Here is a 23,772-nt window from a genome sequence, read left to right as displayed (position 1 = left end):
TGGCTGGCTGGAGTCTGAGATTCGCGGTTTGCGAAATCTTTTCAAATGATAATGAATCGCAATACTGTTGTAACGAAAAATCCTCGGTTTCGTCGCACTGCAGCAACGTAGGACGGAGCTTCCAACGCCTGAAGAACTCAGGCGATCCGAGATTGCGCGTCGGTATCGTCAGACGCTCGATGGAGAGTCATCGAGCAAGAAGGCTGTGCGCAAAGGTGGTCAGGAAAGCAGTTCGCCGACGGGAACCTCGTACCCGTTGCGAAACGCGCCCACAACCAGACCTTTAACGGTATCCCGAGGCCTCGCGGTGATGAACTTGTTCTCCGCGGCCCGATACACCACGATGGTGTTGCGAAGGCTCTTGCTCAGGATGCGTGCGACGTTGGTGGCCTGGGTGGATGTCGGGTACGTATTCATACTTTTGTCCTCGTTCGATGAGTCGAATAGTAAACCGAACGTATTCAAATGTAAGCAAACAGGGCAAAATATTTACGATGCCGTCCATTTTGGACAACATCCCGATTCTGCTGGCCCGCTTTGCACGAAAACTACGCTTGGCGCCGCTTCCAATGGCGAGGAATCAACCCCTTCCCCGACGCCCGAGTCCAGCGCTCCTTGGTTGCCCTCAAGATCCTGCTGCCGTTCGCCCTGGCGTAGGCGAGGGCCCCGCGCAGGTCGTTCGCGGGCACCTTCGCGTTGCCCAGCCGTCCGGGGCCATCGTGGGATGTCAGCCGCTGAAGCTGGACACGTCCACCGGTTCAATGTCCTGGCTCCTGCAGAAGTTCAGATAGCGATCCATCATCAATTTCCAGTTCTCGATGGCCAGCACCGCGCCTTCGGGCGACATCAGGTTCCAGTCGCCCTGCACGATGTTCAGCGTGATGACCTCGTCCTCGCCGACGCTGATCGGGGTGTGGCGCGAGCCGGCGGTCTCGAAGACGAAGCTGCCCGGGCCGGCGACCCAGTCGTGCTCGATGTACTTCCACTGACCGGCGATCGTCCACACCATCACGGTGCCTGCGTGGTGGTGCATCGGCAGCTCAGTGTGGGGCGGCAGCTTGAGCAGGGTGATCCACTGGCCGCTGACCGGGTCGACCTTGATCAGCTTCAGGAAGATCGTGTCGCTGTAGGGCGCGAAGGGCATCCACGGCAACGACTCGACGTCGATCAGCGCGGTATCGATGGTTTCGTAGAACATGGGCATGGCATTTCCTTGGGTGAGTTGGGCCGGCAGGCCGAAGCGGTGAGTGGTGACGGGGCGGGCGGCGGCCGCACGGCGGCGGTCGACGTCGGTGAAGAACTCGAGCAGGCGTTCGACGACCCAGGCTGGCCGTTCCTCGGGGATCCAGTGGCCGCAGCCTTCGGCGACGCCGCCGCGCACGTCGCGGGCCACGCGCTGCCACGAGTCCATCGCGTAGAGACCGCGGCCGACGTTTTGCGCGCCGCCGCCGTACACCAGGATCGGCATCGGCAGCTTGCCCTGCTTGATGAAGACCTGGTTGTCCTTTGCGTCGCGCGCCATCTCGCGGTAGTAGTTGAAGCCGGCGCGCATTGCCCCGGGCTGGGTGTAGGTGCGCAGGTATTCGCGCTGCGCCTCCTCGGACACCGCGTCGGGCCGCGCGCCGCCCTTGCGGTACATGTGGCGCAGGTACAGTTCCTCGCGCCCGGCGATCAGCGCCTCCGGTAGGTCGGCCTCCGCGTGGAAGCCGAAGTGCCAGCGGCCGAGCGCGGTCATCACGGAGCCGTCGCCCGGCACCGGCGCGTCGAAGATCGCCATCGAGGTGATCGCGTCGCGGTGCTGCGCAGCCAGCGCGTAGGCCACCGGGCCGCCCCAGTCGTGGGCGACGACGTGGAAACTGCGCTCGCCCAGCACGTCGTGCATCAGGCGCCAGACGTCCTGCGACACGGTCTTGGTGTCGTAGCCGGCGGCCGGCCGTGACGACTCGCCGAGTCCACGCAGGTCCACCGCGACTACGCGGTAGCGCTGCATCAGGCCTGGCAGCACGTCGCGCCACATGTACCAGGTCTGCGGCCAGCCGTGCAGGAACACGATCGCCGGGCCCTGGCCACCGCTGACGTAGTGCAGTCGCACGTCGCCGAGATCGGCCCAGTCGTGCTTCAGGTTCAGTTCGAGTGCGCGGTCCATCGCCGTCTCCTTCAGACCGCCCGGTCGCCGACGATCGTGGCGCGGTTCATCTTGCGGTGGCAGGGGGGGTAGTCCATCACCGCGTAGTGCTGGGTGCAGCGGTTGTCCCAGATCGCAACGTCGTTTGCGTTCCAGCGCCAACGCAGCTGGTACTCGGGGATGAAGGCCTGGCTGATCAGGTACTGCAACAACTGGGACGCGCCCGGCTGGAAGTCCTGCCCATAGCGCACGTTCTTCGCGGTGTGGAAGTTGGTGAAGTGCGTCGTGAAGGCGTTGACGAACAGGCTCTTCTTGCCGGTCACCGGATGCGTGCGCACCACCGGGTGCTCGGGGTCGGGGTAGCGCGCCTTCATTGCCAGGCGGTCCTCGATCGGCTTGGCCGCCATGAACGAGGCTTCCATGCTGTGGCGTGCCCGCAGGCCGTCGATGGCTTCCTTGATGTGCCGGGGCAGCCGCTCGTAGGCCAGCTCCATGTTGGCCCACATCGTGTCGCCGCCCACTGGCGGGCATTCGACGCAGCGCAGTACCGCGCCCATCGGCGGGATCTCGCGCCAGGTGGCATCGTTGTGCCAGCTGTTCTCGTAGCGCTCGGGCGGGTTGTCGGGCGTCTTCCAGATGTGGATGATGCCGGGCTCGGTGTCGGCGCTCTGGGCCAGCGGATGGGCCTCCAGCTCGCCGAAGTGGCGCGCGAATGCGGCGTGCTCGGCGTCGGTGATCTGCTGGTTGCGCAGGAAGAGCACCTTGTGCTCGAGCAGCAGCGCCTTGATCACGGCGCCCAGCGCCGGGTTGCGCGACGCCTCGGCCAGGCTCACGCCCTGGATTTCGGCGCCCAGGGCACAGGTCAGTGGTACGACTTTCATGTCTTGTCTCCTTGTCGGGTAGGTGGCTTCGGCCCGGTGGGGCCAATCTGTCGCCGTCGTCCTTCGCGGTTGCGGCGTGATAGGGACTGTGCGCCGACCCGGCCCATCCGGCTTGACTTGCCGGGAAACGCGGTTGACATTTCGGGAACTGCCCGTGAAGCCATGACGATCCTCGTACGCGCCGCGACCCTGACGAACTTCGAGACGGTCGCGTCAGCCTGCGGGCTCGATGCGCGCAGCTTGCTGGCCGAGGTCGGGCTGCCCTCGCGTTGCCTGAGCGATCCCGACCTGATGGTGCCGGCGGCCGCGGTGGGGGCCCTGCTGGAACTGGCGGCCGAGCGCGCCTGCGAGCCGGCCTTCGGGCTGCGCATGGCAGCCGCGCGGCGTTTGTCCAATCTCGGCCCGCTGGGCCTGCTGCTGCGCGACCAGCCGACGCTGCGTCAGGCGCTCGAGGCGTTGGCCACGCGCATCCATATGCACAACGAAGCGATGACGGTCTCGGTCGTGCAGGACGGCCCGCTGGTCGCGATCCGCGAAGAGATGGTGATGGAGGGCCTGCCTTCGGTGCGGCAGTCGGTCGAACTCGCGATGGGCACGACATTCCGCGTGCTCGGCATCTTCCTCGGCGAAGGCTGGCGCCCCCGGCAAGTGGCGTTCCGCCATCCGGCGCCGACCAGTACAACGTGGCACCGACATGTGTTCGGCGACGTGGTCGTTTTCGGGCAGGCCTTCAACGAGATCGTCTGCCGTGCCGCCGACCTCGAGGCCCCCAATCCGGGTGCCGACCCGGTGATGGCGCGCTACTCACAGCGCCTGCTCGAACGCGACCCGGGTGCCAACCCGAGCATGACCGAGCGCGTGCGCCGGCTGATCGTGCTGCTGCTGCCGCGCGGGCACTGCCGGGTCGAGAGCGTCGCCCAGCACCTGGGCGTGGACCGGCGCACCGTGGCCAACCATCTGTCCGCCGAGCACACGACGTTCAGCGCACTCGTCGACGGCATGCGCGAGGACCTGCTGTCGCGCTACCTGGAAGACGGGGCCCGCTCACTGTCCGAAGTCGCGTTGCTGCTCGGGTTCTCCGAACTCAGCGCATTCTCCCGCTGGCATCGCCGACGCTTCGGCGTCGCGCCGCGCACGAGGCGCCGCATCACCCCGTCCTGAAGTCAGGCCAGCCGGCGCCGCCGCGATCGACAGGGAGCCCATGTCGTCAGGCCGTGGGCAGCTTGTGGTCCTTCAACTGTTCGCGCAGGCGGTGCTTGAGCATCTTGCCGGTGGCGCCGAGCGGGATCGCGTCGAGGAAGACCACGTCGTCAGGCGTCCACCACTTGGCGATCTTGCCCTCGTAGAAGGCCAGCAGTTCGTCGCGTGTCACCTCGACATCGGGCTTCTTCACCACCGCCAGCAACGGGCGCTCGTCCCATTTCGGGTGGTAGGCGGCGATGCACGCGGCCATCGCAACGGCCGGGTGGCCCATCGCGATGTTCTCCAGGTCGATCGAGCCGATCCATTCGCCGCCGGACTTGATCACGTCCTTGGCCCGGTCGGTGATCTGCATGAAGCCGTCGGCATCGATCGTCGCGACGTCGCCGGTCGGGAACCAGCCGTTCACGAGCGGATCGCCGCCGGCGCCCTTGAAGTAGCTGCCGATGATCCACGGGCCGCGCACCAGCAGCTCGCCCGAGGTCTTGCCGTCCCAGGGCAGATCCTGGCCATCGGCATCGATGATCTTCATATCGACGCCGAACACCGCGCGCCCCTGCATGGACTGCACGGCAAGCCGCGCGTCGCTGCCCAGGGCCTGCTGGGGGGCCTTGAGCGTGCAGACGGTGCCCAGAGGGCTCATCTCGGTCATGCCCCAGGCATGCAGCACCTGCACGTCGTAGCGTTCCTGGAACGCGCGCATCATCGCCGGCGGGCAGGCCGAGCCGCCGATCACCGTGCGACGCATCGTGGTGAACTTCAGGTTGTTGGATTCGACATGCGACAGCAGCCCCTGCCAGACGGTCGGCACGCCCGCGGACATCGTCACGCCCTCGGACTCGAACAGGTCGTGCAGGCTCTTGCCGTCGAGGTGCGGACCGGGGTAGACCAGCTTGGCGCCGACCGCGCAGCCGACATACGGCAGGCCCCACGCGTTGACGTGGAACATCGGAACGACCGGCAGGATCGTGTCGCGGGCCGAGCAGTTCAGGCTGTCGGGCAATGCGGCGGCGTAGGTGTGCAACAAGGTCGAGCGATGGCTGTAGAGCGCGCCCTTCGGGTTGCCGGTCGTGCCCGACGTGTAGCACAGCGAGCTTGCGCTGTTCTCGTCGAAGCTGGGCCAGTCGAAGCGGTCGCTGGCCTCGGCAAGCAGTTCCTCGTAGCACAGCAGGTTCGGCACCTGACTGGCTGCCGGCATATGGGTCCGGTCGGTCATCGCGACGAAGGCCTTGATGGTCTTCACGCGCCCGGCGATCGCCTCGACCAGCGGCAGAAAGCTCAGGTCGAAGAACAGGATCTGGTCTTCGGCATGGTCGGCGATCCATACCACCTGATCGGGGTGCAGACGCGGATTCAGCGTGTGCAGCACCGCGCCCGAGCCCGAGACGCCGTAGTAGAGCTCCATGTGGCGGTAGCCGTTCCAGGCCAGCGTCGCGACGCGGTCGCCGAACGTCACGCCGCGCCGTGCCAGCGCGTTGGCCACGCGGCGGGCGCGTTCGGCGAGTTCGCGGTAGGTATAGCGGTGGATGTCGCCTTCGACGCGGCGCGAGACGATCTGCTGTTCGCCGTGGTGACGTTCGGCATGGGTCAGCAGGGTGGAGATCAGCAGCGGCTGCTGCATCATCAGTCCGTTCATGGGATTTGCTTCCTTGGGTTTCGGTGGGGACCCGCAGGACGCGAGTCCGGAGTCGAGGATCAGTGGGCGGGGATCATTCCTGCGGGCGCCGCCTGCAGCTTCGTGCCGCGTGCCGCCAGCACGAAGAACGCCGCCGCGGAGATCGCCAGCACGTCGGTAACCAGCAGCACCGCCGTCAGCGCGTGAATCGAGCCGGCCGCGCTCAGGTGGTCGCTTACCGCGCCGACGGCCAGGTTGCCGAGCGCGATCGCGAAGATGTTCAACAGCAGCATCGTGAATCCGGTGACGGTCGAGCGAATCTTGTCCGGCGTCAGGCCCTGGATCAGCGCCAGCGATGGCCCGTAGGTGGCCAGCGGCAGGAAGAAGCCGGCGCACATGCCGAGGTAGAACAGCGCGGAGCCCGCGGGTGCGAAGCGGTAGGCCAGCATCAGCGGGCCGCAAAGTGCGATCAGCAGCACCACGAAGCCGGCGTGGCCGCCCTTCATGCGTCGAGCCACGCGGTCGCTGAGCACGCCGCCGACCACCGCGCCGAGCATGCCGAACACGATCTGCAGGCCACCCATCTGGCGGGCGATGGCCGCGGCGTCGAAGCCGCGTTCGCGCACCAGCCAGAGCTGAGCAAACGACAGCCCGGCGAACACCATGTGCACCAGCACGAAGCCGGCGATGGTGTACATCACGGTCGGAGTCTCGCGCAGCGTCTCGATCATGATCTTCACCTGCCGAAGGAACGGTGCGCCGCGTTCGGTCTCGCCCTGCGCGTCTCGGCGGTCCTTCAGGAACAGCAGCGGAACGCCGATCGCGACACCGACGACGCCCAGCAGGTAGAAGGTGCCGCGCCAGCCCTGCGTTGCGCCCACCGTGCCGGCCAGCAGGAAGCTCAGGCCGATGCCCAGCGGGATGCCCATGAAGAACACCCCCACCGCACTGGCCGGTCGCCGCGCCTGGAACAGCTCGATCACCAGCGACACCGCCGCCGGTACCAGCGCCGCCTCGCCGCTGGCGACCAGGAAGCGTGCGGCCACCATCTGCTCGAAGCTCTGTGCCGCGCCCGAGGCGGCGGTGCAGACGCTCCAGATCAGGATGCCGGCCGCCATCACCCTGGTGCGGCTGAAGCGGTCGGCCAGGGAACCCATGAACAACGCCATGAAGCCGTAGCTGAGCACCCAGACCGCGCCTGTCAGGAGGCCGTACTGCGCATTGCTCAGGCCCAGGTCATGGGTGATCTGCGGCGAGAAGCCGAGCAGCATGTTGCGGTCGATGTGGGCGACGACATGGATCATCAGCAGCGCGATCAGCACGCCGTGGGGTTTGTCTTTCCAGCGCATGGTTGTCTCCTTGGTCGCTGTGAATCGGGGATGCGTCGGATTCTTCGTCACCCGGTGCATCTCGACTTGACCGAACGGGAGTTCGATTTGACATTTCGGGACTTTCGATCCGATGCAATGTCCGCCGTTGTCGCCGATTCCGACCGCTCTGGCGCGCTGCGGCCGAGTGTCAAGCAGGCATCGAAGTCCTGCTCATGGTCCAGTCGACGCCAGGCCGGCAAACCTCATTGGCGATTGATCTGGATCAAGCCGCGTCGGTCAATGGCGCTATGCAATGAACGTCTCAAACCAAAGGCCGGAGACAGCCATGACGGACAAGCTCGAAGACCTGAAAACATGGACCCACCAGCTCGACGATGTCATGCACGAGATGGTGCGCGAAGCCGCAATCTGCGATGTGAAGCTGCTGGACCCTGGTGTGATCGAGGCGGTGCTGCAGAACAACGATTCGGTGTGCGGCCACGAGAACCCGAAGGCCTTCAAGAAGCTGCGCGACATGCTGATGCTGGGATTCATCATGCGCGACAAGGCCTACGAAAAGCTGGGCCCGGTTGAAGCGGACGAATTGATCAGCGCCATTCGCGAGAAGCTGCGCCAGCGCATGGGCGACAGGCTCGGAGGCAGTTCGACGCCGGCATCTTGAGATGAGGAACGACACCATGAAGACCACGCGAAAGAACGACATTCCCGACGAATCTGTCGCAACGGAAATCACGCCACCGGCCAAGCCGGTTCCGGAGCCGGCGGAGAAGAAGGGCAAACCGGGTCAGATCTCGAACAAGGAATACGAGAAAGCGCTGCGCAAGCTGCACGTCGAGCTCGTAAAGATGCAGGAGTGGGTCGTGCGAAAGGGCCTGAAGGTCTGCATCGTCTTCGAGGGACGCGACGGCGCTGGCAAAGGGGGAACGATCAAGGCGCTGACCGAGCGCGTGAGTCCGCGCGTCTTCCGTGTCGTCGCGTTGCCCGCGCCGACCGAGCGTGAGAAGAGCCAGATGTACATTCAGCGCTATCTGCCGCACCTGCCGGCCGCTGGCGAGGTGGTCATCTTCGACCGGAGCTGGTACAACCGCGCGGGCGTCGAGCGGGTGATGGGCTTCTGCACCGAGGAGCAGGTCGAAGGCTTTCTCGAGATGACGCCCCTGGTGGAACGCGCGATCGTCGGCTCGGGCGTGATCCTTCTCAAGTACTGGCTGGAAGTCACCCCTGAAGAGCAGACGCGCCGGCTGGAGGCGCGTGTCAAGGACGGCCGCAAGACCTGGAAGCTCTCGCCGATGGACCTGAAGTCGTACAGCCGCTGGTACGACTACTCGCGTGCCCGCGATGCGATGTTCGCCGCAACCGACACGGGCTTCGCGCCCTGGTACTTCGCTCCGTCGGACATCAAGAAGAAGGTGCGGCTGAACATCATCAGCCACATCCTGGAGCAGGTGCCCTACAAGGATCTGCCTCACGAAAAGATCGTTCTTCCCAAACGGCAGAAGCGCGGCGACTATCGCGAGTCTCACTATTCATTCAAGATCATTCCGGAGAAGTACTGAAGGCCGAGGCCTCTCATGCAGGATCTCGCCAAGCCGCCAGTCGAGCGCGCTCCAATGTTCGCGCGGCTCGAGGACGCGGTGCAAAGGTACGAATCGACCGCAAGGCCAGCACAAGTCAGCGCAGAAGCCTCATCGCCCGCAGGGTGAGCGCGCGCGCCATCGAGTAAGGCAAACAGATCAGCACGGGGCCCAGGACCACGGCGGCGCCAGGATAGGCCCGGCCGTAGATCAGGAACTGCGCGACCATGTCGAGCACGATCGACATACATACCAGATCCCGCACCGCAGCCAGGCCGCTTCGCAGAAGTGCCTTGCGGTCATCCGCACGCGCCAGCAGCGCATAGAGGTAGGGTGAACGCCCCATTTGCGCGTCGACCCTTCCCCCGCGAATTCCAAGAAAGATGGCAACCGCCGGTTGCAGGATGAAGCGCATCCGCCCCGGCCCGGTGAACCGTTGAGGAAGCTCCTGCAGGAACTGATGAGAGAACAGGTAGACGCGCCCGGTCTCGAACGTGTCGACGATCGCGGATGGAAGCGCCGCCAGCAGCACCAGTCCGGCGGCGACGGTGATGATCGTGCTCAACGTCTTTCGGCTGAATTTCATCGTGGACCTCGACGCGCTTCGTACGCGGATGATGCGACACGTTCCAGTGCCGGGCTTGCGCCCGAGCAAGTTTTCGAGCCGGGCACCGTACCCGGATTGATTCAGATCAACGTGCGTGCCGCGCACGCGTCTAACCTCCTTCGGATAGTCGCCTGATCTCGAAGGAGTCGCCATGAAGAGCAAGTCCGAAAAGCCGGTGCAGAGCACAGCGGAGCCGCACGGCGCAGCCCCGTACATGAGCGCCGATCAGCGAGCAGCCCAGGGTCGGAAATTGCGCGACAAGGTACCTCGCGCATCGCACGCCGGATGGTCCGAGCCGCGCAACCGCCACGACCCGCTCGAGATACTCCTTGAATCGAACAAGGGCCGGATTCCGGAACTGGTTCCGATCCGGTTCGGCCGGATGTCGTCGTCTCCCTTCGCGTTCTATCGGGGCGCAGCCGCGCTCATGGCGGCCGACCTCGCCACGACGCCGGTCAGCGGGCTGCGGGTGCAAGCGTGCGGCGACGCGCATCTGATGAACTTCGGCGGCTTTGCCACGCCCGAGCGCAACATCATCTTCGACGTGAACGATCTGGACGAAACCCTGCCCGCGCCGTTCGAGTGGGATCTGAAGCGGCTCGCGGCCAGCGTGGTCATCGCGGCCGAGCACTTGATGTTCCCCAACAGCGACACGGCGCGCCTCGCGGGGGACATCGTCAAGGAGTATCGCGAGCGGATGTTCGACTACGCCGGAATGCGTGCGCTGGACATCTGGTACGACAAGATCGACCTGCGCAAGTACTCCGACAGAACGGGAGACCCGGGAATCGTGGCCGATGCGCGAAAGCGCCTGGCGGAGAGGATCGAGACGGAGCAGCGCAAGACCGTGGTCGACCACCTGTATCCGAAACTGGTCTCCGAACAGGGAACGCTCCCCCGGATCAAGGACGACCCACCCTTGATCTACCACCCGAATCTCGAACAGGCCCCGGGTCTCGAATCCGGCTACAGCGACGCCATTGCGCGTTACCGGGAAAGCCTGCCCGAGCATGTCAGGACGCTCTTCGACAGGTTCCATTTCGTCGACCTCGCCGTCAAGGTGGTGGGTGTGGGAAGCGTCGGAACGATGTGCGCCGTGTGTCTCTTTGTCGCCGGCGACGGGGATCCGCTGTTCCTGCAGGTGAAGGAAGCGAAGGCCTCTGTGCTCGAGCCGTATGCGGGAAAGAGTCTGCATCCCAATCACGGACAACGTGTGATCGCGGGCCAGCGTCTGATGCAGTCCGCGAGCGACGTGTTCCTGGGTTGGACGAAGGGAGCGAACGGACAGCATTTCTACATCCGGCAGCTTCGCGACATGAAGATGTCGGCCGTCATCGAAGACTGGGATTCGGGAATCCTGCGCCAGTACGGGCGCATGTGCGCGCACGCCCTGGCCCGCGCGCACGCGCGATCCGGCGACCCGGCGGCCATCGCGGGATACATGGGGTCCGGACAGTCCTTCGAGGACGCTGTGGGCGAGTTCGCGACCGAATACAGCCAGCAGAACCGCAGGGACTATCGCGCGTTCCTCAAGGCGATCCGGTCGGGCAGGATCGAGGCGGTCGTCGAGGGCTGACCTCCTCGCGGCTAAGGATTCGCGGTCGCCTTCCCGTGATGGGACGCGGCGCCTTCCTGCTGCAATTCGCGAAACGCCGGCGTCTCGCGCAGCAAGCGGCCTCCCAGTTCACGGAGGCGGTCGACGGCTTCATCGGGCAGGGCAAAGGTGGTCGGCAGATTCATGAAGTAGCGCCGCTCCTCCGGGTCCGCGATGGATTCGAAGCTCACGTCGATGGCATCGAAGCGCAGCTTCGGCACCGACGCTTCGGCTTGCGCCTTCGACATGCCCGCGAGCTGCCGTTCGGCCACTTCGAGCCGGCGCTTGTCGGCCCAGCGTTCGGCGATGTCCTTCAGCAGTTCGACCGACTCCGACGAGAAATGATCGATCGGCACGCTCGATGACTGGAAGAGCTGCGAGACGATGCCTGGAGGATGCGATCGGCGATCCCAGTCGGTATCCGGCGCAGAGCGCGAGTTGACGACGACCACCACGATTCTGCGCAATTGCCTCAACCCGATCTGCTCCTGGTACGCGCGGCTGGCCTCCAGCTCTTCGAACGCCTCCAGCAGTCCGCGCAAGCCGAGGTTGTCGGAAACACCTCCGTCGACCACATGAAGATAGGGGCGGTTCTCGCTGTCCTGGAAGCTCTGCATGTCGCGGTAGCGAAGCAGGGCGCGCCCGGCCGGGCGCGAGGGATCTCCCGAGCGCGTGACGTCGCTCACCCACGGCGGCAGGATCGTGCCGCAGCTGCCGCCGTAGTTGTAGTACGTGACCGGCGAAAGCACGGCAGGCACGGCGGAAGACGTCGCCGCCGCGCGGGCCAGGCGCACCTTGCCGACATCGGAGCACAGCAGGTCGAAGTGATCCTGCGAGAACTGAAAGCGCGCGCCGGTCGAGAGGTCGGTGCCCGTGACGGCGGTGATGGGCGTGGGCTTGTCCATCAGGTCGTCGAAGGTCGCGCCGTTGAAAAGGATCTCGTCGTAGTAGTCGGCCGCCATTTCGGAGCGGCCGTAGAGGCCGCTGGTGAGCGCGAACCAGTTGATCGGGTTCAACAGGCGCCACGTCAGCGCACCCTGCACATCCCGCTTCAGAAAGCGGGACTCGTATTCCGCAAACAGCTTGTCCCCATACAGTGCGTACGCGAGTGCGGTGAAGCTGCCACCGGAGACACCCGCAATGGCGTCGACCTCGGCGAGGAGATTCACGCTCTTGCCGTTGACCTCGATGTTCGTGCGGCGAAGCTCTTCGAGCACGCCGTACGAAAAGGCCGCCGCGCGTGTGCCGCCGCCGGAGAAGGTCAGCAGAAACAGCGTGTCAGGGTTGTTCTTGGCACTGTGCGTGTGCCTGAGCCTGTTGCCGACGCGGTAGCCGCTGTCCAGGTCGACGTGGTCGATGCGGGGGTTGACCGGCGCGAGCGCGGCGCATCCCCCAAGAGCCAGTGCTGCTGGCAATACAAGGGCGCAAGCCAATCTGCAGGAAAGTCCGGCCTTTGGGCCGACATGTGGATTCAAGTGGGTTCCCCTTCCTCGCGGGATCGCAGGCCAAGACTGGCCTTTGTACCCGGACCTCCAACGATGTGCTTGATCCGAATCAAGCACATCGTCGTCGAGGTTCAGCGGTTGGCCTCCTGGTTCCGGGTTGACTCATATCAAGGTCACTCCCCGATGCGAGGCGTAAGTTTTGTTCGGGGCGTCTTGTCCCTTTCAACAATCATGCTGCTGCTGGCAGCTTCCCGTTAGGAGCGAAGAATGCAAAACACACGCAGGAAACTCATGCTGGCTTTCGGGGCACTGGGCCTCACCGCCGGATTCGCCACCATGCCGGCGCACGCATCGGACGCGGAAGATGCCAAGGCGCTGGTTCACAAGGCGCAGACGACGATTAATGCCTTTACGCACAACAAAGACTTCTCCGGACTCGGGGCCGAACTCGGAAAGGCCAAAGGTGTACTGATCTTCCCGAAGGTTCTGAAGGCCGGCTTCGTTCTGGGAGGCTCGGGCGGCACCGGCGTGCTGCTTGCGAACGACGGCAAGGGCGGCTGGGTCGGACCTGCGTTCTACACGATGGGTTCGGCCAGTTTCGGATTCCAGGCCGGCGCATCGGCTGCGGAGGTGGTCATCCTGGTGCGCACGCAGAAGGCCCTCGACTCGCTGCTCACAAGCAAGGTGAAGCTCGGTGGCGACGCGTCGGTCGCGGTCTGGAAGAAGGGCATGGGGGCCGGTGGGACGATCGATGCGGACTTCGTGGGATATTCAGCCGTCAAGGGCGCGTTCGCAGGCCTGGCGATCGACGGCTCGGTTCTTGATGTTCGCGAGTCGCTCAACACCGCCTTCTACGGCAAGCCGGTGACGCCGTCCGACATCCTCGTGAAGCGCGAGGTCAGCAACCCTGCCGCGGCGGGTTTGCTCGCGGCCGTATCAAAGGTCGCGAAGTAGGTTTCGCAAACCAGCCGGCTTTCGGATCGATCGAATAGGTCTCTCCACCGGCGCCTTCCCATTGGATGTTGCCATCCTCGTCCAGCGTGAGCCGATAGGCGATCGAGGGATAGGAAGTCTGAACGAACCGATCCAAGCGCGTGGCCATGGTGGGGCTGCGCTTGACATAGCCCGTATAGGCGGACTTCTCGTCGGTTGCGCAGCCAGGGAATTTGTCAGGATGCGCACCCGGACACCCCTTTGGGCGAGGGCTGCCGGGCCGACGGATCGACCGCACGGCCGAACGGTGTGTCGGCGGAAGGTTCGAGCGCGTAAGTCGCGGGCCGGTCGTGCAGCGGCGGCAGGCCGGCGCAGCCAACAAGCAGTCCTCCAGCTTCTCGTCACCAGTGGCGAAATCCCGATCGCGTCCTGCTCACGCGGGATGACCCGAGCCCGTTCGAGCACGGCCGCCCTGCACATGCATCAAGGTCATCGTTGCGTGTGATCGTGCGCCGCGGTCCCGGGAGACTCAAACTCGTCGATGGCGTCGGCCACCGAGATCCTGCGTCCAAAATAGCCCACACTCTCCTCCAGCCCTTCGGCACGAAGGATGTCGCGTACCGACGCATGCGCGGCGACAAGCCGCATCCGGATCCCCGCCTCGGCGAGTTCCTGATGCAACCTGGCCAGCATCTTCGCGCCGGCCAAGTCGACCTGGGCAGTGGTCGACAAGTCGCCGATCACCAGCTTCACCGCACCGGGGGCGGAGCGCAGCATCTTCCGCACGCTCTCCAGTACGTGCTCGACGTTGAAATAGAGCAGGGCCGCGTCGACGCGAAAGACCAGCACACCCGGCTGCAGCGTGTTATCGGGATTCCGCTCGATGTCAGAGAACTTCCGCGTGCCCGCTATGCGGCCGAGTTCGGCCACGTGCGGGTGCGCGACGCGACGGATCAACAACGCCAGCGACGCGAGTACCGCAACGATCACGCCGTTCAGGATGCCCAGTAGCAATACCGCGACGAAAGCGATCATCGACACTGTGAACTCGTAGCGGCTGACCCGCCACAGTCGCTTCATCTCGCCGATATTCACCAGCCCCTTGACTGCCACCAGAACGATGGCAGCGAGGACCACATTGGGCAGGTTCTTCAGCCCGCCGCTCAGGAACATGAGGCACAGGCCGATCGTGATCGAGGCAAACACCAGCGCGAGCGGGGTCTTGGCGCCAGCCTTGTCGTTCACCGACGATTGCGACAGGCCTCCAGCCACTGGGTAGGCCTGAAACAACGCTGCACCCAGGTTGGCAGCACCGAGGCCGAGCAGCTCCTGGCGTGGGTCGATCTCGTACTTGTGCGCTTCGGCCAGGGCGCGTGCGGCCGAGACGCTCTCGACGTACGAAAGCAGCAAGCATGCGAATGCGAGCGGGACCACGCCCTGCACGTCGCGCACCCGCAAACCTGGCAATTTGAAGTCCGGCAGGCCCTGAGGCAGCGCACCGACGACCTTGAACCCGAGTTCGCCGAGCGAGGTCAAGGACATCACGACGATGGATGCCACCACCACGAACAACGCGGCCGGTCGGCCCGGGAGGAACTTCTCGGCCAGCAGGAGCAGGACGAGGGCGACAAGACCGAAAGCGAGCACAGCGAGGTTTGTCTGCGGGATCTGACCGCCAAGGATGAAGAGACGTTCGAAGAAGTCTTCGCCGCCGCCCTTGACTCCGAACAGCTTGGGAAGCTGGGTCAGCGCGATCGTGCACGCCGCTCCCGCCTTGAAGCCGAGCAGGATGGTCTCGCTGATGAAGTTGACCAGAGAACTCAGGCGCAGCAGCCATGCCAGCACACACATGACAGCGATCAGCATCGCGGTCAGCGCGGCAATGCTCGCCCAGCGCTCGGGGTCGCCTTGTGCCATGCCGGCCACGGTCACGCCGACGAGCATCGAGATGGCGGAAGTCGGGCCGATCGCCAGCTGGCGTGACGATCCAAAAAACGCATAGAAGAGCCCGCCGACCAGATAGCAGTAGATGCCGTACTGTGGCGGCAGGCCGGCGAGCGAGGCATAGGCCAGCGACACCGGGATGCCATAAGCGGCCAAAGTCAAACCGGCGATGGCGTCGTTCGCCAGCCACTTGGACTGATAGGACGACAGCCACTTCGCCGGAGGAAAGACAGTGCGCCAGCCGCGCGCTTCTGCATCCGTCCCGATCAGACTCGCGGAATGAACTTCTTGGGTCATGACGAACCTCCAGTGGCTTCGCGATGCGCCCTCATTGCGCATTGGTATCAACAAGGTGGGCCAGTCGAGATTGCGCGCCCGGGCCATGTGGCAAGTTGACGAATATCAAACACGATGCGCACCGCGCACTCGGCACACCCCTTGATGTACGTCAACCTCTCGGCGGCGTAGTGTCGGAGGATCGAGGCAGGCGATAGCCATACGGACACTTGTCCGGTTTGAAAGCCTCACATGCAGATCCTCAGCCGACTCTTTCGCGAGACCAGGGACAGGACCGAACGCCGCAACGACGGACTGGATCGACTGGTCGCCCGGGTACTTCGCATCAATCCGTGCTTGCGACGAGCATATAGGCACGAGGAGCACCTGCAAACGGCGCTGGCATGGTCTGCGAGCTTTCTGGGCAAGCTCGTCACGGAACTTCCCTTGCCACGTCTTCTGAACTCGCAGAGTTGGGCAAGGGATCCATACCTGCAGGCTTTTTTTGCCACAGCCGACCAGGTGTCCGCCACCTTGGCGAATTCACACGAGTTGAATCGCTTCTTCCAGCAGTCGCACCCGCTGAAGGAGGCCTTCGCAGTGCTGGGAATGGACATGACGGAAAGCCGCAATCTCGACGTGATCGAGAACGGCAGCGTGGTGCGCCGGCACGTTGCAGCGATTGGCTCATGTCCTGAGACCCGTCAGTTGAGCGCCTGTCAATCCAACGGATCCGAACTGCTCAAGGAAATCGTCAATCGCCTGATCGATCAGTTGGCCCTGGATGCGCTCGAAATGATTGTGATGGAACCCGAGCGGTGTGACATGCTCGAATGCGAACGTGCGCTGTTTGGCAGACGCCATTTGATCCTGGAGCGACTGGGCATCGGCATCCCTTCAATGGCCGGCGGCGGGCCGCATGACGGCGCCGAAGAGGCCCAGCTTGGTGCTCTGCTTGATGAGAGCGACCACGATCTACGGGGTTTGGGTCTGCTCCCGGAGGCGTTCGAGGATCAACTCCAGCGCACTTGCGGCGTGCTCTTGCGGCCGGACCTGCACATCCAGGGGGCGACGAAGCTTGTACGGCTTGGTGAAGCCGACGGCTTGTCTCCGGCCGCTACTGCGGCTGGACCACGTACCACGCCGCTGGGCGTGGTGCGCATTCCGGGAAGCCCATCGCGCGAATTTGCAATCACGCTGGTGCGAGTGGCCATGATCGACATGCCGCAGCCCACGAACGCGTGGGATCAGCCGATCCGCATCTACGGCTGATCGACGCGCATCCGACTGGACGCGATCGGACACATGACGAACAGGATGACAGTCAGCAGCATCATGGATCCGCAACGCGGCGAGCATCGCCATACAGGCCCAGATCTGCCCGTCGTTCATCTCGTCGAAGCAGAAGGTGCATTTGAACTCGCCCCGGATCTGTTGGCGGTTCTGGAGTCAGCAGGCTATCGGGTCATTGCCTTCAGATCTGTCGAGGATGCGCTTCATCGAGACATGGGCGCACATCCGGGCTGCATCGTCCTGGGGGTCCGGATGCTCGGGCCAGGCGGCCTTGATCTGCACGCGCTGCTCGCTTCCCAGTCGGACTTGCCCGTCATCCTCGTCACCGCCAGCACCACCGCGAGAGAAGTCGTGCGCGCGATGAAGCAAGGGGCAGCCGACCTGTTCTGCAAGCCTTGGGACGATGAGGCGTTCTTGTCGGCCGTCAACAAGGCCGTCACGGAACATCGGAGCCGAGCCGAAACCCGCGAAAAGCAAGCTGCACTGCAATTGCGTCGAGAGAGCCTTTCACGGCGAGAGATGGAGGTGTTTGATTTGATGATCCTTGGCGTGACGAGCAGGGGCATTTGCGAGCAGCTGGGATTGGCGGAGCGGACCCTCAAGCATCATCGTTCGCGCGTCATGCAGAAGATGGGGGTGAAGTCCGTCATTGAGTTGGTGCTTGCCGTCGAGGGTTCGAAGGACAGGCCCAGTCACCCTACCCGGAACATCGACCATGCGACGCCTTGACGCGCTCGAGCTGCGCCCCAGTCTGGCCCAGATCGGTGGTCGCCTGACGCGGGGCGCCACGCTGACCGGCTACGAGGATTTGGCCCGTTCCAAGGGCCTCGATCCCGTCAGCATGTCCAGGAGTGCAGGCCTGCCGCTCAAAGTGCTCTCAGATCCCGATACGCTGGTCAGTATCGACTCAGTGGCAACGTTGCTCGAGGCGTCGGCTCGCGAGTCGCGCGAGCAAGCCTTCGGGCTGCTACTGGCCGAGAAGCAACGCGTCGGCAACTATGGGGTGCTTGCCGCTGTGCTGCGCGAGGAGCCGACCTTGGGCGCCGCGCTGCAATCGCTTGCGCGCTATATGTGGGTGCAGAACGACGGCCTGCGCCTCAGGGTCGACGATATGGGCCACTTCACGATGGTTCTTCTGGAAATCAGGCTCCAGAAACAGGGCCGCTCTCGCCAGGGGATCGAGATGGCGGCGGGCACGATCCTGCGCACACTGCGGGCGCTGACGCAGGGGAGCTTCCGACCTGTCAGCGTCTGCTTCAGCCATACGCGGCCTCGGGATCTATTGACTCACCACCGCGTACTCGCGACGGCGCTCGATTTCTCGCAGCCATTCGATGCGATCGTCTGCCGCAGTGGCGACCTTGCCCTGCCAGTCCCTTCGGCAGATCCGGAACTCGGCCGCGCCCTGAAGGGCCTTCTCGATCAGCACCGCGCCAGCTCGAAGGAACAGCCGCTCGACGGGGTACGCCAGATCGTCAAGATCCTTCTTCCCCTCGGGAACTGCTCTGTCGAGCGGGTCGCCGAGCGACTCGGCACGCACCGCCGCACGCTGAATCGTCAGCTCGCGACCGCTGGAAAGAGCGTCTCTGCGGTCATCGAGGACACGCGCGCCGAGATGGCCGAGACCTATCTCGCCGGCGGCATGCGAAACTTTTGCGAGGTAGCCTACCTCCTTGGCTTTACCTCGGGTGCGGAGTTCTCGCGCTGGTTTCGAGGGCGCTTCGGCATGACGGCCTCGCAATGGATAAGTTCGATGCGAGGCGAACGAACAGAAACGGGGCGATGAAGAGCGATGCTCCCAGACATTGCAACGTCCGCACAGCAATCCGGATGCAGCTTTCCTGAACTGGGCCACGTTGCATACGCGTTCACGGTAGAGCCCGATTCCAACAATCCTGTGCCTTTGAAGAGATTGATCGGGTGATGTGAAGCGCCTGCCCCCGATTCGGCCCTAACCTCGATCCTGCCTAAAGCGATTGCTCGGGCAAAACCTCAATGAGACATGTGTGGACGCACGTCGGGCCATGCGACTTCCATGCCGATCATGGCACGCGCATAGAAATAATTGAGACGTGCGCGCTCCGTGAGGGAGTCGATGTCGACATGGCCCAGGCCATCGCATGGAAAGCTGTATGAGCGGCGGTTAGAAAAGAGGGCGTCGAAGCGGAGTTCGTAGGCGCCGTCAGAGATTGGGTTGGCCATTTGAGTCTCCTGGTTGATTGATCCTGCGAAATCACTCTAGGCCGGGTGCATTGCGAACCCATCAATGGTGCGAAACTGAAGGCAACATTGAGTGAATGAACGGTGCCTTCACGATTGCAGCACGACGGGCTGCACCTGAGGCTCGACAACATGGGTCAATGCACGATGGTTCTTCGGGAGTTCAGGCTTCAGAAGCGGGACCGCTCCCGTCAGGGCATTGAGGTGGCGGCGCACGCGGACCTCAAATGCGGACTCCAGAGCGAGGATTCGGTCAGTAGACGTCGCGGCGATAGCGATCGGCCGCCGACAGTTCACCCATCACCGCTGTGCCGAGGATCTGCCTGAGCGCCGCATCGACGCCCGACGCCATGCCGTTCAGGCTGCCGCAGACATAGATCGCCGCGCCGCTTGCGATCCACTGCGACACCTGTTCATGGGCCTGCAGCAGGCGGTGCTGCACGTAGAGCGCCTCTTCCTGGTCCCGCGAGAAGACCATGTCGACGCGACCGAGAACGCCGCCCTGCTGCCACGATGCGATCTCGTCCCGGCACAGGAAGTCGCATCGCGCGTTGCGTTCGCCGAAGACGAGCCAGTTCTCGCGCCGACCCCTTGCCGCCCTGGCGCGCAGGTGGCTGCGAAGTCCTGCCAGTCCGGTGCCATTGCCGATGAGGATCAGCGGGCGATCGGCATTGCCGCCAAGCCGGAAGCCGCGATGCGGGCGGATGCGGAAAGTCGCCGTGTCGCCGATGGGGAGGGTGGAGGTCAACAGGCCGGAGGCGGCGCCCAGCGTGCCGTCGGGGTGCCGTTCCTGTCGAACGAGGAACTGCATTTCTCCGTCGGCCGCGATCGAGGCGATCGAGTATTCGCGCGGGCGACCCGGATCGCTGTCGAGCGTGATCTGCGCGGTGTCGCCGGACTCCCAATGCGCAGCGCTTCCGTCCGCGGGCGTGAACGCCAGCTCGAAGATCGGCCCGCCCGCGCTGCCTTCGTTGAGCAGCGTTCGCCGCACGAGGCGCCATGGCTGTGGTGCCGAGACAGGGGCTTCCGCCACGGCCTCGGCGTTGCTGCCGCTGCAATGCGCCTGCCACGCAGCGAGTTGAACCGCATCGCCGTTGTCCACCTCGATGCGTTCGGACTGGCGCCTGGCGCCTTTGGCGTGCAGCCATTCATCGAGTGCACGGCCGAAGGCGCAGAAGTTGGCGTACTGCCGGTCACCCAGGGCGAGCACCGCATACCGGAGCGACGACAGATCAGCCACCGCGCCGCCCATCACGCGCTCGGCGAAGACGCTCGCGCCATCCGGCGCGTCGCCCTCGCCGTAAGTGCTCGCGATGAAATAGGCGCTGCCCGCCCTGCGCAGGGTTTCCGCATCGGCATCGTTGAGCGGCATCAACCGCGAAGGTGTGCCGCGCTCATGAAGCCAGCGCGCCGTCTTCCACGCCAGGGTTTCGGCGTTCCCGGTCTGGCTGGCGAAAAGCACCAGGGCCTGCTGGCCCGTATCGCCGCCGGCCAGCGCAGCAGCTGCGCGGGCGTTGTCGGCGCGAAGCCGGCGCTGCCGCCAGTACACGCTCGCGCAGAGCGCCGCATAGGCGAGCACGGTCATGCCCGCCCCGATGGCGCGCCATGCGGGATCGTTCATGAGGCGTGGACTTGCGCGCGTGCCGCCCAGTCGTCGGTGGCACACGCCAGGTGCCTGCCCCCGTCTTCCTTGACGAACAGCGCGGCAAGCTTGTGCCGCTGCGCAAACGCGAAGCCGTCCTCCGGACCGAGCACGGTGAGCACCGTGGCCAGCGCGTCCGCATGCATGCACTGCGGATGAAGCACGGTGACGGAAACGAGCGGGTGCCTCACCGGCTCTCCGGTGCGCGGATCGATCGTGTGCGACCACCGCTGTCCATCCAGCTCGCGCGCGTGCCAGCGATTGCCGGAGGTCGCGACGGCCATGTCGGTGAGCGCAACCGGAACCGATTGGGGACCGGCCTCCACCAGCACGCGCCAGGGCGCGCCGAACGGACGCCGGCCTGCGCAGCGCACTTCGCCCCCGACTTCCACGAGAAAGTTTCGAAGGCCGAGCGCTTGCAGCGAATCTGCCACGCGGTCCACCGAAAAGCCCTTCGCGATACCGGACAGATCCAGTCGCACGCCACCGGGCTGCGTGATCGTGCGTGCCGCGCCGTCGAACTGCAGCTGCTGCCAGCCAACGCGAGCGCGCGCGGCAGCGAGTTCGGACGGCGAGGGCAGGTGTGTGACCGGGCTGGCGTGCGAACCGAATCCCCAGAGCGACACCAGCGACCCGATCGTCGGATCGATCGCCCCACCGCTGGCGGCCGCCCAGTGCAGCGCGCCATCGAGCACCTCGGCGAATTCCGGTTCGAGCACATGGCGGCTGCCCGCAGGCGCCTCGTTGAATTGAGCGATGCGCGAGCCGGGCTCCCAGGTGCTCATCTGCGCGATGACCCGATCCAGCGCGCCCTCGATGGCCGCCCGGATCGCCTCGAGCGGCACCATCGAGGGATTGTCCAGACGGACGCTCCAGGTGGTCCCCATCGTTCGGCCACCCAGGCTTTGCAGGCTCGCGGGGTCCGCAAGCCGGGGAGCGGCGCTGTTCGCATAGCCGCCGGGTCGCCAGGTCGCGAAGGAAACGCGCGGCGATGTCGGGTTCGCCGGGGACGTCAGGGCATCACTTCCAGAGTCGCGGCGTAGCTCAGGCGCCGTTCCTTGGCGGCCGGCACGGAGGTCTTCGTGTCCTTGCCGGTGGCCTCGAGCCAGTACATGCCGGCCTCGGGCCAGGTGACCGAGAACTGGCCATTGGCGTCGGTGCGGACCGTGGTCTCGTTGATCTTGTCGCGATAGCGCGTATTGCCCTGCGTGATCGTCACGTCGAAGTTCTTCGCCGGCTGTCCGTCGATCTGCAGCGCGAAGCCGGCCTTCTCGCCCTTCACCAGGTCGGTGGGGTTGGCGGCGATGAGCTCCAGCCCCTTGCCGCTCGGCTTCAGCGCGCTCGGCTTGCCGACCGTGACGAAGGTCTCGATGCGCCCGGCGGACTGCGTGACTTCGACCTCCTGCGCATCGGCGGGGATCTGGCTCGTGATGTTCTCCGGCGTGCCGCGCGCGCGCTTGACCTGGCCGGTGGCCTTGTCCTTCCAGCGCGCGAAGACGCCGCCGTTCAGCACCGCGACCCGGTAGGTGCCCGGCTGCACGAGGTTCAGGTCGAACACGCTGCGCAGCTTGCCCTCGTGGATGTTCTCGGGCTTGATCGTGCTGCCGTCCGGCGCAGTGACGACGAGGTTGTCGAGCCCCATCGGGCGGTGGTTGAAGAAGAAGAGGTCGTTCGAGACCGCGGCATCGACCGTGATCCAGTCGCCCTTCGACAGCACCGTGCTCGACGGGAGCAGCCAGACGTTGTGTGCGTGGACCGCGGCGCTGGCGGAAAGAGCGAAGGCGATCGAGGCAATGCGGGTGGCAATCTTCATCATGAATTCCCGAAGTCGAGGATGGAAGGGGTTCAGGGGGCGAGGTCGAGCTTGATCTCGCCGAGCTCGCTGGTCCCGGCGACGGTCGCCGTGTCCGCCTTGGCCGGCGGCCACTGGAAGGGGATGCCCACGATCTCGCGCCCGCCGACTTCGCGCGCTGCTTCGACATGAAGCTTGTAGGCGCCCGGCGCCAGCTTGGGCATCTGGGCTGAGCCTTCGGTGAAGGCGAGCTGGTGCTTGCCCGCGGGCCGCGTCGCACTGCTCACCCCGTCGACCGGCATCTGCAGTTCACGCCCCGTGCGGCGCCACCACTGGCGCAGGTCCTTGAGCCATTTTGTGCCTTCGCCCTCGGCATTGCCCTTGTTCTTGACGTCGTACCAAACCGCCAGCGTCGTCGCGACCGACTGGTCCGGCCGCTCGATCCACGCGGCGACGTAAGGGCGGTGGTACTCCGCGACATTGAGGCGCGGCACTTCGATGTTGACGGAGAGCCCTCCGGCGAAGGCCGGCGCGCCCAGGAGCGCAACGAGAGCGAGGGAGTAGCGAACTTGCACGAAAACCTCTTTCCGAAGAATCAATGGATGAACAACAAGGCGAGCAGCACCGGAATCACGAGCCCCATCCCGGCCACCGGCCAGGTGAGGGGCCTGTTGCCCGCGTGCATCTTGAGAATGAACAGGCCGGTGATCGAGAACACCAGCGCCGCCACGGCGAAGATGTCGATGAACCAGCTCCAGGCCGCGCCGGTGTTGCGGCCCTTGTGCAGATCGTTGAAGTAGGAGAGCCAACCGCGGTCGGTGCGCTCGTACTCGATCTCGCCGTCGTCGAGGTTGAGCCGCAGCCACGCGTCGCCGCCCGGACGCGGCAGCGAAAGATAGATCTCGTCATCGGACCACTCGGCCTCGCGGCCTGCGGTCTGGACCGACCATTCGTGCCGGACCCACGCCTGGAGCGCCTCGGGCAACTCGGCCTTGCCCTTGTTCGACCTGGCTTCGGGCACCGCCTGCACGAGCTGCTCGCGCAGGTGTGCATCGATCTTCGCGATGCGATTCGTGACCTGGGGCTTGGCTTCGATGCTCGCCGCATGGTTGAGCGTGAAGCCGGTGACGGCAAACAGCACCATCCCCACGAGGCAAACCGCGGAGCTGATCCAGTGCCATTCGTGCAAGGTTTTCAGCCAGTAGGCGCGGCGGCGGGCGTTGGGAGCAGAGGTCATTGGAGCCCGCCATTCTAGACATCAAATGCGAATGAATGTCATTTGCGGAAATCTGGGTCCAGG

The 23,772-nt window shown here is 64.8% G+C and carries 22 protein-coding genes; 8 read left to right on the top strand and 14 right to left on the bottom strand.

Going from position 1 to position 23,772, the window contains the following annotated elements; translation table 11 throughout:
• Positions 1-219 precede the first annotated feature (219 nt).
• The 3 genes from BLW05_RS24885 to BLW05_RS24870 form a co-directional block, all read right to left on the bottom strand.
• A complete protein-coding gene (locus BLW05_RS24885; protein ID WP_093166238.1) occupies positions 220-417 on the bottom strand; it encodes a hypothetical protein in 198 nt (65 codons plus the stop codon).
• 310 nt (positions 418-727) lie between these two features.
• Positions 728-2,146 (bottom strand): alpha/beta fold hydrolase, encoded by a 1,419-nt coding sequence (locus BLW05_RS36860; protein WP_371126967.1) that lies wholly within the window; start codon positions 2,144-2,146, stop codon positions 728-730.
• 11 nt (positions 2,147-2,157) lie between these two features.
• Positions 2,158-3,006 (bottom strand): TauD/TfdA dioxygenase family protein, encoded by an 849-nt coding sequence (locus BLW05_RS24870; protein WP_093166237.1) that lies wholly within the window; start codon positions 3,004-3,006, stop codon positions 2,158-2,160.
• Positions 3,007-3,168: 162 nt separating this feature from the next.
• Here BLW05_RS24870 and BLW05_RS24865 point away from each other — a divergent pair, with 162 nt between their 5' ends.
• Entirely contained in the window at positions 3,169-4,167 is a 999-nt protein-coding gene (locus BLW05_RS24865) for an AraC family transcriptional regulator (RefSeq protein ID WP_093166236.1), read from the top strand.
• Positions 4,168-4,213: 46 nt separating this feature from the next.
• Here the strand turns inward: BLW05_RS24865 and BLW05_RS24860 are convergent, their stop codons facing one another.
• Both BLW05_RS24860 and BLW05_RS24855 read right to left on the bottom strand, forming a co-directional pair.
• Positions 4,214-5,842: a 3-(methylthio)propionyl-CoA ligase gene (locus BLW05_RS24860; protein WP_093166235.1), complete on the bottom strand. Its 1,629-nt coding sequence runs from the start codon at positions 5,840-5,842 to the stop codon at positions 4,214-4,216.
• A 59-nt stretch (positions 5,843-5,901) separates the two neighbouring features.
• Positions 5,902-7,170 (bottom strand): MFS transporter, encoded by a 1,269-nt coding sequence (locus tag BLW05_RS24855; protein WP_093166234.1) that lies wholly within the window; start codon positions 7,168-7,170, stop codon positions 5,902-5,904.
• 307 nt (positions 7,171-7,477) lie between these two features.
• Here BLW05_RS24855 and BLW05_RS24850 point away from each other — a divergent pair, with 307 nt between their 5' ends.
• Together BLW05_RS24850 and ppk2 are read left to right on the top strand one after the other, a co-directional pair.
• Entirely contained in the window at positions 7,478-7,813 is a 336-nt protein-coding gene (locus BLW05_RS24850) for a hypothetical protein (protein WP_093166233.1), read from the top strand.
• A gap of 16 nt (positions 7,814-7,829) precedes the next feature.
• A complete protein-coding gene (gene ppk2 / locus BLW05_RS24845) occupies positions 7,830-8,708 on the top strand; it encodes a polyphosphate kinase 2 (RefSeq protein ID WP_093166294.1) in 879 nt (292 codons plus the stop codon).
• A gap of 115 nt (positions 8,709-8,823) precedes the next feature.
• On the opposite strand, the gene BLW05_RS24840 is transcribed toward ppk2, so the two are convergent.
• Entirely contained in the window at positions 8,824-9,312 is a 489-nt protein-coding gene (locus BLW05_RS24840) for a hypothetical protein (RefSeq protein WP_093166232.1), read from the bottom strand.
• A 172-nt stretch (positions 9,313-9,484) separates the two neighbouring features.
• Here BLW05_RS24840 and BLW05_RS24835 point away from each other — a divergent pair, with 172 nt between their 5' ends.
• The gene (locus BLW05_RS24835; RefSeq protein ID WP_256330480.1) at positions 9,485-10,909 is read left to right on the top strand and encodes a DUF2252 domain-containing protein; all 1,425 of its coding nucleotides are present in this window, start codon (positions 9,485-9,487) and stop codon (positions 10,907-10,909) included.
• Between the two features lie 11 nt (positions 10,910-10,920).
• Here the strand turns inward: BLW05_RS24835 and BLW05_RS24830 are convergent, their stop codons facing one another.
• Positions 10,921-12,342, bottom strand: coding sequence for a patatin-like phospholipase family protein (locus BLW05_RS24830; protein WP_218135221.1), 1,422 nt, complete (start codon positions 12,340-12,342; stop codon positions 10,921-10,923).
• 297 nt (positions 12,343-12,639) lie between these two features.
• Here BLW05_RS24830 and BLW05_RS24825 point away from each other — a divergent pair, with 297 nt between their 5' ends.
• Entirely contained in the window at positions 12,640-13,326 is a 687-nt protein-coding gene (locus tag BLW05_RS24825) for a lipid-binding SYLF domain-containing protein (RefSeq protein WP_093166230.1), read from the top strand.
• A gap of 468 nt (positions 13,327-13,794) precedes the next feature.
• Here the strand turns inward: BLW05_RS24825 and BLW05_RS24820 are convergent, their stop codons facing one another.
• Positions 13,795-15,546 (bottom strand): SulP family inorganic anion transporter, encoded by a 1,752-nt coding sequence (locus BLW05_RS24820; RefSeq protein ID WP_093166229.1) that lies wholly within the window; start codon positions 15,544-15,546, stop codon positions 13,795-13,797.
• Between the two features lie 231 nt (positions 15,547-15,777).
• On the opposite strand from BLW05_RS24820, the gene BLW05_RS24815 reads away from it, so the two are divergent.
• The 3 genes from BLW05_RS24815 (at position 15,778) to BLW05_RS24805 (ending at position 18,604) form a co-directional block, all read left to right on the top strand.
• The gene (locus BLW05_RS24815; protein WP_093166228.1) at positions 15,778-16,797 is read left to right on the top strand and encodes a hypothetical protein; all 1,020 of its coding nucleotides are present in this window, start codon (positions 15,778-15,780) and stop codon (positions 16,795-16,797) included.
• A gap of 63 nt (positions 16,798-16,860) precedes the next feature.
• Positions 16,861-17,547 carry a response regulator transcription factor gene (locus BLW05_RS24810; RefSeq protein WP_177142801.1) on the top strand — a complete coding sequence of 229 codons (687 nt, stop codon included), beginning with the start codon at positions 16,861-16,863 and terminating at the stop codon, positions 17,545-17,547.
• Positions 17,534-18,604, top strand: coding sequence for an AraC family transcriptional regulator (locus BLW05_RS24805; protein WP_093166226.1), 1,071 nt, complete (start codon positions 17,534-17,536; stop codon positions 18,602-18,604). Before BLW05_RS24810 ends, BLW05_RS24805 begins: the two co-directional genes overlap by 14 nt.
• A 206-nt stretch (positions 18,605-18,810) precedes the next feature.
• On the opposite strand, the gene BLW05_RS24800 is transcribed toward BLW05_RS24805, so the two are convergent.
• The 6 genes from BLW05_RS24800 to BLW05_RS24775 all read right to left on the bottom strand — a co-directional run bounded on the left by BLW05_RS24800 (position 18,811) and on the right by BLW05_RS24775 (position 23,709).
• Positions 18,811-19,020, bottom strand: a complete 210-nt coding sequence (locus tag BLW05_RS24800; protein ID WP_093166225.1) for a hypothetical protein — start codon at positions 19,018-19,020, stop codon at positions 18,811-18,813.
• Positions 19,021-19,291: 271 nt separating this feature from the next.
• Complete coding sequence (locus BLW05_RS24795; protein WP_093166224.1) at positions 19,292-20,659, bottom strand: sulfite reductase subunit alpha; 1,368 nt, start codon at positions 20,657-20,659, stop codon at positions 19,292-19,294.
• Entirely contained in the window at positions 20,656-21,567 is a 912-nt protein-coding gene (locus BLW05_RS24790; RefSeq protein ID WP_256330479.1) for an FAD:protein FMN transferase, read from the bottom strand. Before BLW05_RS24790 ends, BLW05_RS24795 begins: the two co-directional genes overlap by 4 nt.
• A 125-nt stretch (positions 21,568-21,692) precedes the next feature.
• The gene (locus tag BLW05_RS24785) at positions 21,693-22,493 is read right to left on the bottom strand and encodes a DUF4198 domain-containing protein (protein WP_093166291.1); all 801 of its coding nucleotides are present in this window, start codon (positions 22,491-22,493) and stop codon (positions 21,693-21,695) included.
• 32 nt (positions 22,494-22,525) lie between these two features.
• The gene (locus BLW05_RS24780) at positions 22,526-23,047 is read right to left on the bottom strand and encodes a DUF2271 domain-containing protein (protein ID WP_093166223.1); all 522 of its coding nucleotides are present in this window, start codon (positions 23,045-23,047) and stop codon (positions 22,526-22,528) included.
• Positions 23,048-23,067: 20 nt separating this feature from the next.
• A complete protein-coding gene (locus BLW05_RS24775) occupies positions 23,068-23,709 on the bottom strand; it encodes a PepSY-associated TM helix domain-containing protein (RefSeq protein WP_093166222.1) in 642 nt (213 codons plus the stop codon).
• Positions 23,710-23,772: the final 63 nt, after the last annotated feature.

The organism is Variovorax sp. YR216 (assembly GCF_900107745.1).
Lineage (GTDB): Bacteria > Pseudomonadota > Gammaproteobacteria > Burkholderiales > Burkholderiaceae_C > Variovorax.
Note: the sequence above shows the minus strand (reverse complement) of the source record. Positions and strands in the feature narration are given on the sequence as shown.